The following is a 16,551-nucleotide window of genomic DNA, read 5'->3' as shown; positions in this document are numbered from 1 at the left end:
GTCTCACTCCTGAGCCGGCGCGGCCGTCTCCGGGGCGGTGTCGACCACAGCGAGCGCGAGCCCGCCCTCTTCGGCATGCACCTGGACGGTCTGGCCGTCCTGCACCTCGCCCTTCAGGATCAGGCGCGCGAGGGAGTCGCCGATCTCCTTCTGCACCAGGCGCTTGAGAGGGCGCGCCCCGTACAGCGGATCGAAGCCCTCCGCGGCGAGCCAGCCGGTGGCGGACTCGTCGACCTCGAGCGCGATGCGGCGATCCCGCAGACGGGAGGCGACCTCCTCGACCTGCAGGGTCACGATGTGGGTCAGCTGCTCCCGGGTGAGGGAGTCGAACATGACGATGTCATCGAGGCGGTTGAGGAACTCCGGCTTGAAGGAGGCCCGCACCACCTGCATCACGCGCTCGTGGCGCTCCTTCTCGGTGAGCAGCTGATCCTGCAGCGCATGCGCGCCGAGGTTCGAGGTGAGCACCAGGATCGTCGAGCGGAAGTCGACGGTGCGCCCCTGGCCGTCGGTGAGGCGGCCGTCGTCGAGCACCTGCAGCAGCACGTCGAACACGTCGGGGTGCGCCTTCTCGATCTCGTCCAGCAGCACCACCGAGTACGGCCTGCGGCGCACGGCCTCGGTGAGCTGGCCGCCCTCGTCGTAGCCGACATAGCCGGGAGGAGCACCGACCAGGCGCGCCACCGTGTGCTTCTCGCTGTACTCCGACATGTCGATGCGGATCATCGCCCGCTCGTCGTCGAAGAGGAACTCCGCGAGCGCCTTGGCGAGCTCCGTCTTGCCCACGCCGGTGGGGCCCAGGAACATGAACGAGCCGGTGGGCCGGTCCGGGTCGGAGATGCCGGCCCGGGCACGGCGCACCGCGTCGGAGACCTCCTGCACCGCCCGCTGCTGGCCGATCAGGCGGCGACCGATGATCTCCTCCATCTGCAGCAGCTTCTCGGTCTCTCCGCGCAGCAGCCGCCCCGCGGGGATGCCGGTCCAGGCCGAGACCACATCGGCGATGTCATCCGGCCCCACATGGTCGGCGACCATGGGGCGCTCCTTGTCGCCCTCTCCCCCGGCTTCCTGCTCCTCCGCCTCGCGCAGCTGCTCCTTCAGCGCGGGGATGTCGCCGTAGAGGATTTTCGAGGCCGCGGTGAGATCGCCCTCGCGCTGCGCCCTGTCGGCCTGCATCCGCAGCTGTTCGAGCTGCGCCTTGAGGTCGCCCACCAGGTTCAGCCCGGCCTTCTCCCGCTCCCAGCGGGCGGAGAGCTCCTCCATCTGCTCGGTGCGGTCGGCCAGCTGGGTGCGCACGGACTCGAGCTGGGCGATGCTGCCGGGATCCTCGCTGCCGGCCAGGGCCAGCTCCTCCATCTTCAGCCGGTCCACCTGGCGGCGCAGGATGTCCAGCTGCTCGGGCGAGGAGTCCAGCTCCATGCGCTGGCGCGAGGCGGCCTCGTCGACCAGGTCGATCGCCTTGTCCGGCAGCTGGCGGCCCGAGATGTAGCGCGAGGAGAGGGTCGCCGCGGCCACCAGCGCGCCATCGGTGATGGTGACCTTGTGGTGCGCCTCGTACTTGTCCTTGAGGCCGCGCAGGATCGTCACGGTGTCCTCGACGCTCGGCTCCCCCACCAGCACCTGCTGGAAGCGGCGCTCGAGCGCGGGGTCCTTCTCGATGTTCTCGCGGTACTCGTCCAGCGTGGTCGCACCGACCATCCTCAGCTCGCCGCGGGCGAGCATGGGCTTGAGCATGTTGCCCGCGTCCATCGAGCCATCGCCGGAGCCGCCGGCGCCGACCACCGTGTGGAGCTCGTCGATGAAGGTGACGATCTGCCCGTTGCTGGTGCGGATCTCGTCCAGGACGGCCTTCATCCGCTCCTCGAACTCGCCGCGGTACTTCGAGCCCGCCACCATCGAGGAGAGGTCCAGGGAGATCAGTCGCTTGCCGCGCAGGGAGTCCGGGACGTCGCCGGCGACGATGCGCTGGGCGAGCCCCTCGACCACGGCGGTCTTGCCCACGCCGGGCTCGCCGATCAGCACGGGGTTGTTCTTGGTGCGACGCGAGAGCACCTGGACCACGCGGCGGATCTCGGCGTCACGGCCGATCACGGGGTCCAGTCGGCCCTCGCGGGCCAGCTCGGTGAGGTCCACGCCGAACTTCTCGAGGCTCTGGAAGGTGCCCTCGGGGTTCTGGGAGTCCATCTGGTTCATACGGTCATCTCCTGGGGTCAGCTGGGTGACGGCATCGCGGAGTGCTCCGGGGGTGGCGCCCGCAGCGGTGAGCAGCCGGGCGGCGGCGTCCTTGCCGAGCGCGATGCCGATCATCAGATGCTCGGTGGACAGGTGGGTGCGGCCGGCGGCGTCGGCCTCGTGCCGGGCCGCCTCGAGGGCGTCGAAGCCGGTGCCGACGAAGGTGGGCGAGGCCCCGCCGGTGGCGCGCGGCAGGGCGTCGATCGCCCGTTCGGCGCGGCGGATCACGTCGCGGGGTTCCGCGCCGGTGGCCGTCAGGGCGGCACGGCCGATGCCGTCCTCCTGGGAGGCGAGGGCCCACAGCAGGTGCATGGAGCTGATCTGGGGATTGCCGAGCTCGGCGGCCTTCTCCGCAGCGGCGGTGACGGCCTCCTGCGAGCGAGTGGTGAACTGGAACTCCACGATGCTCCTTCTCTGCGTCAGGTGGGGTGGTGCGGGGTTCGACGGGATCAACGCGAACGAAGTTGAGTCTATTCCGCTCAACCTTGACGGTAGTGCACAGCACGGCGCCGGGCCGATGCGGGTCCTGCACAATCCGCCCCGGGGCCCGCGCCCCTCCGCGATGACGGGGAGGCTCCCCTGTAGCATCGCACTCGCCGCGGGTCGGCCGTCAGGGGGAACCGACGGCGCCCGCATACCCGCTGCTCGTCTTCCCCGCGTCCCCGCCGCTGAAACAGAGGCCCTCATGTCCCAGCCCCCGCCCCAGCCGCCCGGCGGTCAGTTCATGCCCAACGGACGGCCCCGTCCGGGCGCTCCGAGCTCCGCCGCCGGCTCGCCGTCCTTCCAGTCCCAGCCGCGGTACGTCGACTACGGCAACCCACGCGCCTATGACACCTCGGTGCGTCCCACCTCGGGACTGACCGCAGCCCGCTACGCCCCCGCGCAGATCCAGCAGCCCGGCCAGGCCCAGCCGCAGTCCGCCTGGTCCACGCAGACCCGACGCGTGCAGGAGGTCGCGCAGCACGCGGCGAGGCCGCCGGCGGTGAACATCATGGTCTGGATCATGGTGGTCGCCCTCGCGTTCAGCCTGCTGTTCGTGCTGGGCTGGTTCTTCCTGGAATTCGTGCTGACGGCGAGCTCGAGCCCGGCCTGGTGGCCGGTCACCGCCTTCCTCGCCTCGATCTCCCTGTTGGTGATCGCCGGGATCATGCTGCTGGCCGATCGCTGGGATCCCCAGCCCCTGCCGCTGCTGCTCATCGCGGTGTTCTGGGGCGCGGCGATCGCGGCCTTCGCCAGCTACTGGCTGAACACGATCAACTCTCTGCTGGTCTACCTCGTCACCGGCAGCGAGGCGGCCGCGAACTTCGCCGGCCCCGTGATCAGCGCGCCGCTGGTGGAGGAGACCACCAAGGGGCTGGGCCTGCTGCTGCTGATGGTGCTCGCGCGGCGCTACTTCAACGGCCCCCTCGACGGGCTGATCTACGGCTCGCTGATCGGCGGCGGCTTCGCCTTCACCGAGAACATCATCTACTACACCCGCGGCCTCGAGGACATGGGCGCGGGAGGGGTGCTGTTCCTGTTCATCCTGCGCGGCGTCATGAACATCTTCGGCCATGCGATCTACGTGTCGCTGACCGGCGTCATCGTCGGCTTCGTGGCGCGCAAGTGGGGCACGGCCATGGGCTTCCTGGTGTTCCTGCCGGCGCTGATCCCCGGCATGCTGGTCCACGCCGCATGGAACTTCTTCGCCGGTCTGGGCGGCGGCGTGCTGGTGCTCGTGCTCATGTACGGCGCGAAGGCGATCATCTCGCTGCTGTGGCTGATCACGATCGGCCTGCTGATCTGGGACGAGTCCCGCCTGACCCGGATCCGGCTGGGCGACTACGCCAACCGCGGCTGGCTCACCCACGAGGAGGTGGACATGCTCGCCACCTGGAAGGGGAGGCGCGAGGGGCGCCGATGGGCGGCGCAGATCGGTGCCAGGCCCGTGATGAAGAGGTTCATCCGGGAGAGCGCCGATCTCGCCTCGATCCGGCAGCGGCTGCTCGCCGACGGCGCGAACCCGAAGGTGGTCGAGATCGAGCGGAACCTGCTGAACCGCCTGACCACGAACCGTCAGGAGCTGCTCTCCTACGCCCGCTGAGCAGCACCACGGGACGCCGCTGCCGGCGGCCCGTGCCCTGGGCGACCCGAGGGCCCCGCACACGGTGTGCGGGGCCCTCGCCGCGTTCAGTCCGCGGGCGGCTCCCAGGGCGGGGCGGCACCGGTCGAGTCGCGCCCGCGCAGACGGTCGAACTGTCGGCGCTCCCGTTTGGTGGGCCTGCCGGTGCCGCGCTCCCTGCGCGGCGGGGCGGCGGCGAGCTGAGGTGCCGGTTCGGGGCTGTGGTCCTCGTAGCACTCCCGGGCGATCGGCGCTCCCACGCGCTTGGTGAGGATCCGGGTGACCACCACGATCCTCTCCCGGCCCGGGGAGCGCACGCGCAGCTCATCGCCCACCACGATCCTCTGGGCGGCCTTGGCCGGGTCGCCGTTGCGGCGCACGTGCCCTCCGCGGCAGGCGGCGGTCGCCGCCGAGCGGGTGGGCATCAGCCGGGCGCTCCACAGCCAGATGTCCAGCCGGACGCTCTGCTCCCCCGCCCCCGCCCCGTTCGCAGCGGCGCTCATGCGCGGAGCGCAGCGGGCAGCAGCGGCCACGGGTCGTGGGCCTCCAGCTGCGCGGCGAGGGACAGCAGGAGCGCCTCCTCGCCGTGCCGGGCGGCGCCGAGCTGCACCGCGAAGGGCAGCTCGATCCCCTCGATCTGCTCGCGATGGTTCGGCACCGCGACCGCGGGTGCTCCGAGCATGTTCCAGGTGCTGGTCCAGGGGGTGAAGGCTCGCTGGGCGTCGAAGTCGGCGCCGCCGTCGGGCAGCTGCAGATCCTGGGGGAAGGCGGGCGGCCCGGAGAGCACCGGGGAGATCACCACGTCGAAGGGGGCGAGCGCCTGGAGGGTGCGCCGTGCCAGGGCCTGCACCCCGGAGTAGGCCTGGGCGAGCTCGACGCCGCTGTAGGTGCGGCCACGCTCGCGCAGCCAGCGGGTGAGCTCGAGGATCTTCGTCTCCTGCGCCTCATCGAGCGGGATCGAGGCGGCGCCCACGGTCCACAGCGGCATGAAGGCGGTCCAGTCCTCGGGGGCGAACGGCGCGGGGATCTCGGTGAGCTCGTGCCCCAGGCCGCGCAGCACCTCGAGGGCGCGCTCGAGGCCGCGCAGCGCGGCCGGGTGCACCTCGGTCTCGGCGGCCAGGGGCTCGCGCAGCACTGCGATGCGCAGGCTGCGAGAGCCGGCGGCTTCGGAGTCCAGCTGTGCGAGGTATCCCTGCCGCGGGGCGGGCACGGGGAGGTAGTCGCCGGTCCGCGGGCCGGCCAGCAGATCGAGGCCTGCGGCGGCATCGCGCACGCTGCGTGCGAGCACCCCGTCGGTGGTCAGTCCCATGCCCTCGACGCCGTAGGGGCCGGGCGAGACCGCCCCGCGAGAGGGCTTGATGCCCACCAGGCCGCAGCAGGCCGCGGGGATCCGCACCGAGCCTCCGCCGTCGGAGCCGTGCGCGATCGGGACGATGCCGGCGGCGACCGCTGCGGCCGCTCCCCCGCTCGAGCCGCCGGCGGTGCGGCGCGGGTCCCAGGGGGTGCGGGCGGGAGCGCCGGTGGCGGGCTCGGTGTAGGCGGGCAGCCCGAACTCGGGGGTGGTGGTCTTGCCGACGGTGAGGGTCCCGGCGTCGAGGATCTTCTGCGCCACACCGTCGGTGACGGTGGCGATGTTCCCGGCCAGCGCGGCGCTGCCGGCCTCGAAGGGCGCCCCGGCCACCTGGGTGAGGTCCTTGATCGGCATCGGCACGCCGAACAGCGGCAGCTCGGCGGCGAGCTGCTGCGGGGTCCCGGTGCGCCGTGCCTCCTCGAGGCGTTCGGCGGCCGCCTGCGCCTGCTCGCGGGTGAGGTCCTCGAGCAGGTGGGCGAAGGCGCCGACCTCCTGCCCCGCTCCGCGCGCGGACTCGAGGGTGCGCTCGGCGAGCTCGCGCACGTCGAGCTCTCCCGTGCGCAGGGCGGCGGCGGTCTCGAGGGCTCCCCTCGGCTCCGGCATCGTCACCGCCCCTGCCCCTCGGTCGCGGAGCGGTCGGCGAGCTGCTCGCGCACGTGCGCGACGATCCCGCCCGTGGCCTCGTCGATCTGCTCCCAGACGATCTCGAAGTCGCTCTCGTCCCCGTACCAGGGGTCACGGATGCCGGTGTCCTCGACGCGCTCGGGAGCGAAGTCGCGCACCATCCGCAGGCTCTGCTCGGCACGTGGCCCGAGCACGCGGCGCAGCGGCTCCACATGGTCGTGATCGAGGGCGAGCACCAGATCCGCCCGGTGCAGCTCGGACTCCTCCATCTGACGTGCGACGTGCTCCTCGGTGCCGATCCCGCGCTCGCGCAGCAGCGCGCCGGCGCGCGGATCGATCGGGTTGCCGACCTCCCAGCCGGAGGTGCCTGCGGAGGCGACCTCGGCGCGGTCGCCGAGCCCGGCCTGCTCGAGGGCGTCGCGCAGGGCGTACTCGGCCATCGGAGAACGGCAGATGTTCCCGGTGCACACGGTCAGGATGCGGAAGGTCAACGGGTCTCCTCGTCGGGTCGGGCTGGCGGGCTCTCCAGCAGATCGGCGTACTCGGGGTGGCGCTCGATCCAGCCTTTCACGAACCAGCATGTGGGGCGCACCCTCATGCCCTGGCCGCGGATGTCGTCGAGAGCGAAGCGCACGATCGCGGAGCCGATGCCCTGCCCGGAGCGCTCGGGGGCGACGACGGTCGAGCGGAGGTCGCGGACGGTGAGGCCCAGGCCATCTCCCTGCCCGGGCGGGACCTGCTCGTCCCCGTGGGCGAGGACGGCCACGAGCTCCTCGCCGTCGAGGGCCTCGTAGCGATCTCTGTCGTCATCGTGGACCAGGCGCACCGCGCCCGGCCCGGCGGAGGTCTCATCCATGCCGGTCACGGTACACTGCCCCTCATGCCTGCGCCTCTGATCTGGCACATCACCGAACTGCCCGCCTGGGAGGCGGCCGTTCGGTCGGGCTCCTACACCCGGGCGACCCGAGGCAGGGATCTGGCCGAGGAGGGCTTCCTCCACGCCTCCTGGCCCGAGCAGATCTCGAAGGTCGCCAAGCGCGTCTATCCCGACCGTCCCGATGATCTGGTGATCCTCGAGATCGACGTGGGGCGCGTGGAGGCCGCCGGCATCGCCGTCGACATCGAGGAGGACGTGGACGGCAAGGGCCGCGGCTATCCGCACATCAAGGGACCGCTGCCTGTCAGCGCCGTGCTGCGGCTGCGCCGCACCAAGTGGATCGGCCGGGAGTTCGTGGTGGTCGCCTGACCCTGGCCCCTCAGGCGCCGCGCGGCGTACCATCGGGCATGGCCAGGTCACATCGCTCCGCGAAGTATCTCGACATCCATCCTGAGGATCCCCAGCCACGGCTCATCGAGCAGGCGGTCTCGGTGCTGAAGGACGGCGGCCTGATCGCCTACCCCACCGACTCCTGCTACGCGCTGGGCTGCACGCTCGGCAATGCGGACGCGCTCGAGCGGATCCGCCGCATCCGCCAGGTGGGCAAGGACCACCACTTCACGCTCGTGTGCGCGGACTTCGCGCAGCTGGGCCAGTTCGTGCTGGTCTCCAATCCCGTGTTCCGGCTGGTCAAGAACGCGACCCCGGGGCCGTACACCTTCATCCTGCCCGCCACCCGCGAGGTGCCGCGCAAGCTCTCCCACCCCAAGAAGAACACGGTGGGTGTTCGGATCCCCCAGCACCGGGTCGCCCATGCCCTGGTCGAGGCGCTGGGCGAGCCGATCGCCTCCTCGACGCTGCTGCTGCCGGGCCAGGAAGACCCGCCCTCCGAGGGCTGGGTGGTGCAGGATCTGCTGGGCGAGCAGGTGGAGGCGATCATCGACTCGGGCGAGGTGGGGATCGAACCGACCACCGTGGTGGACCTCTCGGCCGGGGATCTGGTGATCGCGCGCGAGGGCGCCGGGGACGTCACGCGGTTCTGAGCCTCGGGGGCTCGAGCCCGCCCGTCCGGCTCAGCGCCTGCTGTGCACGGTCCGTGTGCCGAGCGCTCCGGCGAACACCAGGATCCCCACGGCGTACAGCGGCATCATCCACAGCGCGTAGCGCAGGGTGAGCGCATCGGCCAGCGCCCCGACGACCGGCGGGGAGACGAAGAATCCCAGCCGTGCGAACCAGCCCACCACCGTGATGCCCACGCCCTGGGGCACGCCCGGCAGATCATCCGCGGCGCGATAGCCGGCAGGGAACAGAGTGGCCACACCCCAGCCCGCGGCCGCGAAGCCGAGCAGCGCTGTGGCGGGGCTGGGCAGCAGCAGAGCGATGCTCATACCGGCCGCGGAGATCAGCCCGCCCAGGCGCGCGGTCGCTCGGTCCCCCAGGCGATCCACCACCGCATCACCGGTGAAGCGGCCGATGGTCTGCGCGCCCTGCAGCGCGACGAACGCCATCCCGGCCATGAACGGTGTCGCCGCGAAGGTGTCCTGCATGAACAGAGCTCCCCAGGTGCTCGCGGCATCTTCCGTGGACCCGGCGAAGACGAGGATCATGCCCAGCGCGCTCACCAGGCCGAGAGCGCGCAGGCTCATGCCCGCCACCCGGAACCCCGGCGTCGCCTGCGGGGCGGGGACCTCGCCGGCGGAGGCCGCGGCGGGAGCGGCGACCGGGGTGCGCTCGGTGCTGTCGGGACCGGGCAGCAGGAAGCGGTGGGAGCCGAGGGCGAGGGCGCCGAAGCCGACCAGACCGCTCAGTCCCTGGAGCCACAGCGGAACGCCCAGCTGCGCGCACGCGGAGCCGAGCAGGCCGCCGGCCACCGCGCCCAGCGACCACCAGCCGTGGTAGCTGTTCAGGATCGAGCGGCGGTAGCGGCGTTCGACCCGCATCCCGTGGGCGTTCATCGAGATGTCGGTGATGGCATCGGCCGCCATAGCCAGCAGCAGCGAGCAGGTCAGCCACAGCCAGGAGCCGGAGACATAGACGGCCAGGTGCGAGGTGGAGGCGACCACCTGGAACACCACGGCCATGCACGCGGAGCCGAAGCGGGACATCAGCCGCGCGGCGAACAGACCGGCCAGCAGGCCTCCCAGTGGTCCGAGCCCGACGGCCAGGCCGAAGGCGGTGTTGCTCAGCCCGATCGACTCGACCAGCTCCGGATAGCGCGGCAGGATCGCGCAGAACGAGGCACCGTTGAGCAGGAAGATCAGCGACAGCGCCCAGCGGGCACGACGGGCCTCGAGCGGCACGGTGGGGCGGAGGGGATCGTCGACAGACGGATCGTGAGCGTTCACGGTCACCCATTCTGCACGACCCGGAGCGCGGGCGCGCGCTCAGTCGACGCGAGCGGCCCGGAATGCATCGTGCCCGGCCGCCGTGAGGCGCCGGGCACGAGGAAGCGTGGAGCGGTGGGGCTCAGCTGAGGAAGCGGGGCACCGTGTCGAAGGTCAGGTACAGCGCCGCAAGGCACATGGCGAGCCCGATGAGGAAGGGCGTGGCGGCGAACAGGGACATCATGTACAGCCCGCCCACGAAGATGCCGAACAGCACGATGAACAGGACCACCGACACGACGGGGTTGTTGCCGGTCGACGTCACGTTCTCGTCCTGGCGCGTGCGCGCGTCGGTCGCGTCCGCGACATGCTGCTTGCTCATGCTGCCTCTTCCTCTGCCTCAGCGATCGCTGCGTCCGGCACGGGGCACGGACGACCGGTGCCCATCTTAGACCAGGGATGCCGCAGGTGTGGCCGCCTCGCGGTGGCGGATCGCCGTGAGCAGGCTCTCGAACACCCCGGCCCCGGCCTCGCCGTCGATCTCGGGATGCCACTGCACGCCGAGCACGGCCGAGCCGGACGCCGCTTCGACGGCGAGGACGAGCCCGCTGTCGTGACGGGCGACGGTGCGCAGGTCTCCGCGGACGGCGCGGATGCCCTGGTGGTGGTAGGCGGTGACCTCGGCGCGGGTGCCCAGGGCGAGCGCGAGGTCGCTGGCGGCGTCGATGCGGGCCTCGACCCGGGTGGGGGCGCTCCCGGTGGCGGGATGCGCGGGGAGGTCCTCGGGCAGGTGGCGGTGCAGCTGCCCGCCCTCGGCGATCACGATGATCTGCAGGCCGCGGCAGATGCCCAGCACCGGCACGTCGTTGCGTCGGGCGGCGCGGTACAGCGCGGTCTCGAAGGCATCGCGCTCGGGGTCCGGGGTCATGTCGGTGGGCAGCGCGCCCTCGCCCCAGGCGGCGGGGTCGAGATCGGTGCCGCCGGTGAGCACGAGGCCGTCGAGCTCGGCGATCTCCTCGTCGCTCCACTCGTCCTGCGGGGCGATGATCACGGGGCGGGCACCGGCCGCGCGCAGGGCGCGCACGTAGTGCTCGTTGACGGCGACGGCGTCGTGGCCCGCCCAGGCGCCGGACATCATGGTGCGGGTCCCCGCGGTCACGCCGATGAGCGGGCGACGAGTGCGCTGCGCCATGATGTTGTCCTTTCCGCAGAGGAGCGATGTTCCGGGCCGTCGGTCGACGACTGAGAACAGTTCACCCCACCGGCTGCGGTGCGGACGAGCTATGTGGCGGAATGTGACGAGCCGATGTGACGGGCTGATGTGACGGGCTGATATGACGGGGTTCCGTGCCCCGCCGAGGCTCGCTGAGCTCTACGTCGCGTCCCCTCAGCGCAGCGCGCTGACCCGCTGCTCCTGCTCGATCGCCTGCAGGTAGTAGCCGCGCAGCTGCTCTGCCAGGACCGGCCAGGTGCGCTTGCGCACGGAGTCCGCGGCGGCGCGGCCGAAGGCCCGACGCTTGGCGTCGTCGAAGAGCAGGTCGCTCGCGCGGTCGCGCATCTCGTCGAGCATGCCCGGGGTGTAGAGCCAGCCGGTGCGGCTCGGGGAGACCAGGTCGACGGGGCCGCCGCGGCGGGGCGCGATCACCGGCAGGCCGGAGGCCATGGCCTCCTGGACGGTCTGCCCGAAGGTCTCCAGCTCGCCGGGGTGGATGAACAGGTCGGCGCTGGCGAGGTGCTCGGCCAGGTCCGTGCCGGAGCGGAAGCCGGCGAAGCGGGCGCGCGGCATCATCCGCCGCAGCGTCTCGCGCTCGGGGCCGTCGCCCACGATCAGCAGGCGCACCCCGGGCATGTCATGGATAACCTTGAGATCCTCCACCTGCTTCTCCGCGGCCAGGCGCCCCATGTAGATCACGAGCTTCTCGTGCCGCTTCGCGTACTGGGCCCGCAGCGACTCGCTGCGCAGCGAGGGGCTGAACAGGGAGGTGTCCACGCCGCGCCGCCACAGGTCCACCCGCTCGATGCCGTGTTGGATGAGCTCATCGCGGGTGGCGTGCGAGGGGGCGAGGTTGAGGGTGGCGCGGTTGTGCACGTCGCGCAGCAGCTGCCAGGTGGCGTTCTCGAGGAACGGCATGCCGTAACGCGCGGTGTAGCCGGGGATGTCGGTCTGGTAGACGGCGACCGTGGGCACGCCCGCCTTCTGCGCGGCGACCACGGCGCGCCCGCCCAGGACCATCGGCGAGGCGAGGTGGATGACATCGGGCTGGAACTCGTCGATCCGCCGACGCAGCGTGGTGGCGCTGGTCGCGGCGATGCGGACGTCCGCGTACCCGGGCATCGGGGCGGAGACCACCCGGTGCACCCTCACCTTGCGCCCGCAGGTGGTGCGCAGGTGCTTGTCGGCTCCGGGCCACTTCGGGGCGATGATCCCGAGATCATCTCCGGAGGCGGCGAAATGGTCGACGACGCGGAGCACCGAGTTGGTGACTCCGTTCATGTGCGGAAGGAACGACTCGGCCACGAAGAGAATCCTCACGATCTCGAGGATGCGCCTGCGAGGCTTCGCCAGCGCCACCGGCACGTGGCCGGAGGTCGACAGCCGGGTGAACTCTTCCCCACCGGGACCGCCGCGGGCAGGCGGCGGCCCCGGCGGGAGGGCCGGAGGCGGCGGGAGGGATCAGAGGCGGCGGGAGGCGATCTTCGCGCCCTCGACCAGCGACTCGAGCTTCGCCCAGGCGATCTGGGGGTGGATGCGGCCGCCGAGTCCGCAGTCGGTCGAGCCGATCACGCGCTCGGGGCCCACGAGCCTCGCGAAGCGCTCGAGGCGCTGGGCGACCAGCTCGGGGTGCTCGACGACGTTGGTGGCGTGGGAGACGATCCCGGGCACCAGCACCTTGTCCTCGGGCAGTGCGAGGTCCTGCCACACGGTCCACTCGTGCTCGTGACGCACGTTCGCGGCCTCGAAGGAGTAGTACTTCGCGTCGATCTCCAGCAACAGCGGGGCGAGGTGACGGAACTCGATATCGGTGGTGTGCGGTCCGTGCCATGAGCCCCAGCACAGGTGGAAGCGGGTCTGCTCGGTGGGCACGTTCACCAGGGCGCGGTTGACGGCGTCGACGCGCTTGCGGGTGAAGGCGAGGTAGTCCTCGACGCTGGGCTCGGGGTTGATCTGATCCCAGTTCTCGGCGATCGAGGGGTCATCGACCTGCACGGTGAGCCCTGCGGCGGCGATCGCCTCGTACTCGGGGCGCATCACCTCCACCCAGGCGTCGAGGAAGGCGTCGACGTCGCCGTAGTGGTCATCGACGATGCGACTGCCCGAGCCGGGCGAGAGGGAGTTGAGGAAGCCGTGCTCGTAGCCGGACGCCTCGAGCGCCGCCTGCACGTTGGTGATGTCCTCGGCGACCAGGGAGCGACCGGTCTCGGAGTAGGCGATGGGCCCGGTCGCGGCGGGGAAGGTGGGCTGGCTGCCCACGGTGATGCCGGAGGTCGGATCCTGGTAGGCCTCGGCGAAGAGCGTCCAGTCGCGGCGGTCGGGGAAGGTGGTCAGGCGCACGTCCCCCGGGGCGGAGCGCACGGGCTCGGTGGAGAAGTGGTCCGCGCCGGTGAGCTCGAGCCCGCTGACGCGGTCGAAGATGTAGGACCACCAGGAGCCGTAGTTCACCGCCGAGCCCATCAGGTGCCCGTACTCGCCGTCATTGGGCACAGAGATGCCGATCTCGCGCTGCCGGGCGACGACGTCGACGACGGCCTGGCGCAGGATCTCGCGGAACTCGTCGGTGGGCTCGGGGGTCAGCCCGTCGGCGCCGACGGGGCGGGCCGCGTTCGCCGCGATCAGCTCGGGGCTGCGAGGGAGGGAGCCGGCATGGGTGGTGAGGATCTCGGTCATGGACGAGAGCGTACGAGCAATGACGCCGGGCCGGAAACCGGGGCGTCATGATGGTTCACGCCACCCGGGCGCGCGACGCCTGCGCGGTGCGCGCCCGCGTGGCGCTGGTCAGTCTCGCGGCCAGGTGGGCACCAGGTTGCGGTCTCCGTAGGCCTGGTCGATGCGGCGCACCGGCGGCCAGTACTTCGACTGGATCCGCATCTGGGCGCTGTCGTGCACGGACTCGTCCTCGAGCGCGGTCCAGCTGCCGGGGTAGACGGCGACCTCGCGCGAGTAGGGGTGGGTCCATTCCGCGGCGGCGATCGAGGCGGCGGTGTGCGGGGCGCCGACCAGCGGGTTGTCACCAGCGGGCCAGGTGCCGGCGACGACCTCCTCGGCCTCCTTGGCGATCATCAGCATCGCGTCGACGAAGCGGTCGATCTCGGCGAGATCCTCGGACTCGGTCGGCTCGATCATGAAGGTCCCCGCGACCGGGAACGACATGGTCGGGGCGTGGAAGCCGTAGTCGATCAGCCGCTTGGCGACGTCGTCCACGGTGATCCCGGTGCGGGCGGTGAAGGGGCGCAGGTCCACGATGCACTCGTGGGCCACCAGGCCGTTCTCGCCGGTGTAGAGGATCTCGTAGGCCTCCGAGAGGCGGCGTGCCATGTAGTTCGCGGCGAGCACCGCCGAGCCGGTGGCGTGGCGCAACCCGTCGGGCCCCATCAGGCGGATGTAGGTCCAGGTGATCGGCAGGATCGACGGGGAGCCGTAGGGCGCCTGGGAGACGGGCGCCCCGCCGTGCGACCGTGCTCCCTCCCCCACCACCGGGTGCTCCTCCTGCTGGATCGCGGGGTGGCCCGGCAGGAAGGGTGCCAGGTGGGCCTTGGCCGCGACCGGGCCGACGCCCGGGCCACCGCCGCCGTGCGGGATGCAGAAGGTCTTGTGCAGGTTCAGGTGGGAGACGTCGCCGCCGAACTCACCGGGGCGGGCCACCTGCAGCAGAGCGTTGAGGTTCGCGCCGTCGACGTACACCTGACCGCCGGCGTCGTGGACCAGCTCGCAGACGGTGCGCACCTCCTCCTCGTACACGCCGTGGGTGGAGGGGTAGGTGATCATGATCGCGGCGAGCTCGTCGCCATGCTCCTTGATCTTCTGCTTCAGGTCATCGAGGTCGATGTTGCCGCGGGCGTCGGAGGCGACGACCACCACGCGCAGCCCGGCGATCACGGCCGAGGCCGCGTTGGTGCCGTGCGCGGAGCTCGGCACCAGGCACACCTCGCGCCCGGACTCGCCGCGGGAGGCGTGGTAGGCGCGGATCGCGAGCAGTCCGGCGAGCTCTCCCTGGGAGCCGGCGTTGGGCTGGAGGGAGACGGTCTCGTACCCGGTGAGGTCCGCGAGCCAGGTCTCCAGCTGGGTGATCATCTCGAGGTAGCCCTCGACGTCCTCGCGCGGGGCGAAGGGGTGCACGGCGCTGAAGCCCGCCCAGGTGATGCCGGCCATCTCGGTGGCTGCGTTGAGCTTCATCGTGCACGAGCCCAGCGGGATCATGCCGCGGTCGAGCGCGAAGTCGCGGTCCGCGAGGCGGCGCAGGTAGCGCATCATCGCGGTCTCGGAGCGGAACGAGGAGAAGACCGGGTGCTGGAGGAAGGGATCCTCGCGCACGAGCCCGTCCCAGCCGCCGCCGGAGGGGGTCTCCTGCAACTCCGGGCCGGGGTTCGGGGCGTGCGGGGCGAAGGCCGCGCCGATCGCCTCGAGATCGGCCGGGGTGACGGTCTCGTCGAGGGAGAGGTGCACGATGTCGTCGCCGACGGTGCGGACCAGGTAGCCCGCGGCCCCCAGCGAGGCGGCGATGTCGCCGGCGATGCCGGTGGCGCGCACCTCGAGCGTGTCGAAGAAGCTCTCGTGCACCAGCGCGAAGCCGCTGCGACGCAGCAGGTCGGCGAGCTCCGCGGTGCGGTCGGCGACGGTGCGCCCGATCCGGGTGAGGCCCTCGGGACCGTGGTAGACCGCGTACATCGCGGCCATCACGGCCAGCAGCACCTGCGCGGTGGTGATCGCGCTGGTGGCCTTCTCGCGGCGGATGTGCTGCTCGCGGGTCTGCAGGGACAGCCGGTAGGCGGGGTTCCCGTCGGCGTCCACGGAGACGCCCACCAGGCGGCCGGGCAGCTGCCGCTCGAGGCCCTTGCGCACGGCGACGAAGCCGGCGTGCGGCCCGCCGAAGCCGAGCGGGATGCCGAAGCGCTGGGAGGTGCCGACGGTGACGTCCGCGCCGAGGGAGCCCGGGGAGGCGAGCATGGTCAGGGAGAGCAGGTCCGCGGAGACGATCGCGACCGCCTTGGTGGACTTCACCTCGGAGATCACGTCCCGCGGATCCCACACCCGCCCGGAGGCGCCGGGATACTGGATCAGGGCGCCGAAGTACTCGCCCTCGAGGGCGCCGTCGCGGGCGAAGTCGACCTCGCGCAGCTCGATCCCGAGCCCGGTGGCGCGGCCCTGGAGCACGGCCTTGGTGGCGGGGAGGGTGTCCGCATCGACGAGGAACACATTCCCGTTGCGCTTGGCGGTGCGGCGGGCGAGCATCAGCGCCTCGGCCGCCGAGGTCGCCTCGTCGAGGGTCGAGGCGTTGGAGACGTCCATCCCCGTCAGATCGCAGATCATCGTCTGGAAGGTCAGCAGCGCCTCGAGACGGCCCTGGGAGATCTCGGGCTGGTACGGGGTGTAGGCGGTGTACCAGGCGGGGTTCTCGAGCACGTTGCGCTGGATCACGGCGGGGGTATGGGTGCCGTAGTAGCCCAGACCGATCAGGGAGCGGCGCACCCGGTTGCGGTCCGCGAGGGCGCGCAGCTCGGCGAGCGCTGCCGGCTCGGTGATCCCCTCCGGCACGACCGAGGCCGCGCTGCGGGAGCCGCCCTCGCCGTCGGCGGCCAGCAGGATCGAGCCCGGGACCGCCGCGGTGAGCATCTCGTCCAGGGACTCGTACCCCAGGACCTCGAGCATGTGTCGCTGCGTATCGGGATCGGTGCCCACGTGACGGCGGACGAAAGAGTCGTGGGCGTGCACGGAGGATGCGGTCATGGAAGGAGTGCCCCTGGGGTCTGTGAGCTGATCTGGGTGGAGGTGTCCGTCCGCGCCACCTGCGCGGCACCGGCGAGGGGCGGCCGCACGACGGCGCCC

14 protein-coding genes are annotated in these 16,551 nt (G+C 71.7%); 3 read left to right on the top strand and 11 right to left on the bottom strand.

Features of this window, described 5'->3' with window-relative positions:
* Positions 1-3: 3 nt before the first annotated feature.
* Positions 4-2,634, bottom strand: coding sequence for an ATP-dependent Clp protease ATP-binding subunit (locus BN4251_RS01040; RefSeq protein ID WP_087483322.1), 2,631 nt, complete (start codon positions 2,632-2,634; stop codon positions 4-6).
* Between the two features lie 283 nt (positions 2,635-2,917).
* Between BN4251_RS01040 and BN4251_RS01035 the strand changes: the two genes are divergently transcribed.
* A complete protein-coding gene (locus BN4251_RS01035) occupies positions 2,918-4,315 on the top strand; it encodes a PrsW family intramembrane metalloprotease (RefSeq protein WP_087483321.1) in 1,398 nt (465 codons plus the stop codon).
* Between the two features lie 86 nt (positions 4,316-4,401).
* Here BN4251_RS01035 and BN4251_RS01030 read toward each other — a convergent pair whose 3' ends face one another.
* The 4 genes from BN4251_RS01030 to BN4251_RS01015 are packed head-to-tail and all read right to left on the bottom strand — an operon-like array spanning position 4,402 to position 7,164.
* Positions 4,402-4,836, bottom strand: coding sequence for an RNA-binding S4 domain-containing protein (locus tag BN4251_RS01030; protein WP_087483415.1), 435 nt, complete (start codon positions 4,834-4,836; stop codon positions 4,402-4,404).
* On the bottom strand, positions 4,833-6,287 hold the full coding sequence (locus BN4251_RS01025) for an amidase (protein WP_087483320.1): 1,455 nt from the start codon (positions 6,285-6,287) through the stop codon (positions 4,833-4,835). Before BN4251_RS01025 ends, BN4251_RS01030 begins: the two co-directional genes overlap by 4 nt.
* 2 nt (positions 6,288-6,289) lie before the next feature.
* Entirely contained in the window at positions 6,290-6,799 is a 510-nt protein-coding gene (locus BN4251_RS01020; protein WP_087483319.1) for a low molecular weight protein-tyrosine-phosphatase, read from the bottom strand.
* Positions 6,796-7,164 carry a GNAT family N-acetyltransferase gene (locus BN4251_RS01015; RefSeq protein ID WP_087483318.1) on the bottom strand — a complete coding sequence of 123 codons (369 nt, stop codon included), beginning with the start codon at positions 7,162-7,164 and terminating at the stop codon, positions 6,796-6,798. Before BN4251_RS01015 ends, BN4251_RS01020 begins: the two co-directional genes overlap by 4 nt.
* A 24-nt stretch (positions 7,165-7,188) precedes the next feature.
* On the opposite strand from BN4251_RS01015, the gene BN4251_RS01010 reads away from it, so the two are divergent.
* Both BN4251_RS01010 and BN4251_RS01005 read left to right on the top strand, forming a co-directional pair.
* Complete coding sequence (locus tag BN4251_RS01010) at positions 7,189-7,554, top strand: DUF952 domain-containing protein (protein ID WP_087483317.1); 366 nt, start codon at positions 7,189-7,191, stop codon at positions 7,552-7,554.
* A 38-nt stretch (positions 7,555-7,592) separates the two neighbouring features.
* On the top strand, positions 7,593-8,228 hold the full coding sequence (locus BN4251_RS01005) for an L-threonylcarbamoyladenylate synthase (protein WP_087483316.1): 636 nt from the start codon (positions 7,593-7,595) through the stop codon (positions 8,226-8,228).
* Positions 8,229-8,258: 30 nt separating this feature from the next.
* Here the strand turns inward: BN4251_RS01005 and BN4251_RS01000 are convergent, their stop codons facing one another.
* The 6 genes from BN4251_RS01000 to gcvP form a co-directional block, all read right to left on the bottom strand.
* On the bottom strand, positions 8,259-9,530 hold the full coding sequence (locus tag BN4251_RS01000) for an MFS transporter (RefSeq protein WP_170931765.1): 1,272 nt from the start codon (positions 9,528-9,530) through the stop codon (positions 8,259-8,261).
* A gap of 121 nt (positions 9,531-9,651) precedes the next feature.
* Positions 9,652-9,891: a hypothetical protein gene (locus BN4251_RS00995; RefSeq protein ID WP_087483314.1), complete on the bottom strand. Its 240-nt coding sequence runs from the start codon at positions 9,889-9,891 to the stop codon at positions 9,652-9,654.
* 66 nt (positions 9,892-9,957) lie between these two features.
* Positions 9,958-10,701, bottom strand: coding sequence for a gamma-glutamyl-gamma-aminobutyrate hydrolase family protein (locus BN4251_RS00990; RefSeq protein WP_087483313.1), 744 nt, complete (start codon positions 10,699-10,701; stop codon positions 9,958-9,960).
* Positions 10,702-10,896: 195 nt separating this feature from the next.
* The gene (locus BN4251_RS00985) at positions 10,897-12,042 is read right to left on the bottom strand and encodes a glycosyltransferase family 4 protein (RefSeq protein WP_087483414.1); all 1,146 of its coding nucleotides are present in this window, start codon (positions 12,040-12,042) and stop codon (positions 10,897-10,899) included.
* A gap of 141 nt (positions 12,043-12,183) precedes the next feature.
* On the bottom strand, positions 12,184-13,395 hold the full coding sequence (locus BN4251_RS00980) for a cobalamin-independent methionine synthase II family protein (RefSeq protein ID WP_087483312.1): 1,212 nt from the start codon (positions 13,393-13,395) through the stop codon (positions 12,184-12,186).
* A 108-nt stretch (positions 13,396-13,503) separates the two neighbouring features.
* Positions 13,504-16,452 (bottom strand): aminomethyl-transferring glycine dehydrogenase, encoded by a 2,949-nt coding sequence (gene gcvP, locus BN4251_RS00975; protein ID WP_087483311.1) that lies wholly within the window; start codon positions 16,450-16,452, stop codon positions 13,504-13,506.
* Positions 16,453-16,551: the final 99 nt, after the last annotated feature.

Origin of the sequence: Brachybacterium massiliense, from assembly GCF_900184245.1 — a bacterium.
In the GTDB taxonomy this organism is placed as follows: domain Bacteria; phylum Actinomycetota; class Actinomycetes; order Actinomycetales; family Dermabacteraceae; genus Brachybacterium; species Brachybacterium massiliense.
Note: the sequence above shows the minus strand (reverse complement) of the source record. Positions and strands in the feature narration are given on the sequence as shown.

Bases quoted from the DNA above. Each gene is read 5' to 3' on its own strand.
- BN4251_RS01035 (WP_087483321.1), top strand. From the start codon at position 2,918: ATGTCCCAGCCCCCGCCCCAGCCGCCCGGCGGTCAGTTCATGCCCAAC.
- BN4251_RS01030 (WP_087483415.1), bottom strand. From the start codon at position 4,836: ATGAGCGCCGCTGCGAACGGGGCGGGGGCGGGGGAGCAGAGCGTCCGG.
- BN4251_RS01025 (WP_087483320.1), bottom strand. From the start codon at position 6,287: ATGCCGGAGCCGAGGGGAGCCCTCGAGACCGCCGCCGCCCTGCGCACG.
- BN4251_RS01015 (WP_087483318.1), bottom strand. From the start codon at position 7,164: ATGGATGAGACCTCCGCCGGGCCGGGCGCGGTGCGCCTGGTCCACGAT.
- BN4251_RS01010 (WP_087483317.1), top strand. From the start codon at position 7,189: ATGCCTGCGCCTCTGATCTGGCACATCACCGAACTGCCCGCCTGGGAG.
- BN4251_RS01005 (WP_087483316.1), top strand. From the start codon at position 7,593: ATGGCCAGGTCACATCGCTCCGCGAAGTATCTCGACATCCATCCTGAG.
- BN4251_RS00995 (WP_087483314.1), bottom strand. From the start codon at position 9,891: ATGAGCAAGCAGCATGTCGCGGACGCGACCGACGCGCGCACGCGCCAG.
- BN4251_RS00990 (WP_087483313.1), bottom strand. From the start codon at position 10,701: ATGGCGCAGCGCACTCGTCGCCCGCTCATCGGCGTGACCGCGGGGACC.
- BN4251_RS00980 (WP_087483312.1), bottom strand. From the start codon at position 13,395: ATGACCGAGATCCTCACCACCCATGCCGGCTCCCTCCCTCGCAGCCCC.
- gcvP (WP_087483311.1), bottom strand. From the start codon at position 16,452: ATGACCGCATCCTCCGTGCACGCCCACGACTCTTTCGTCCGCCGTCAC.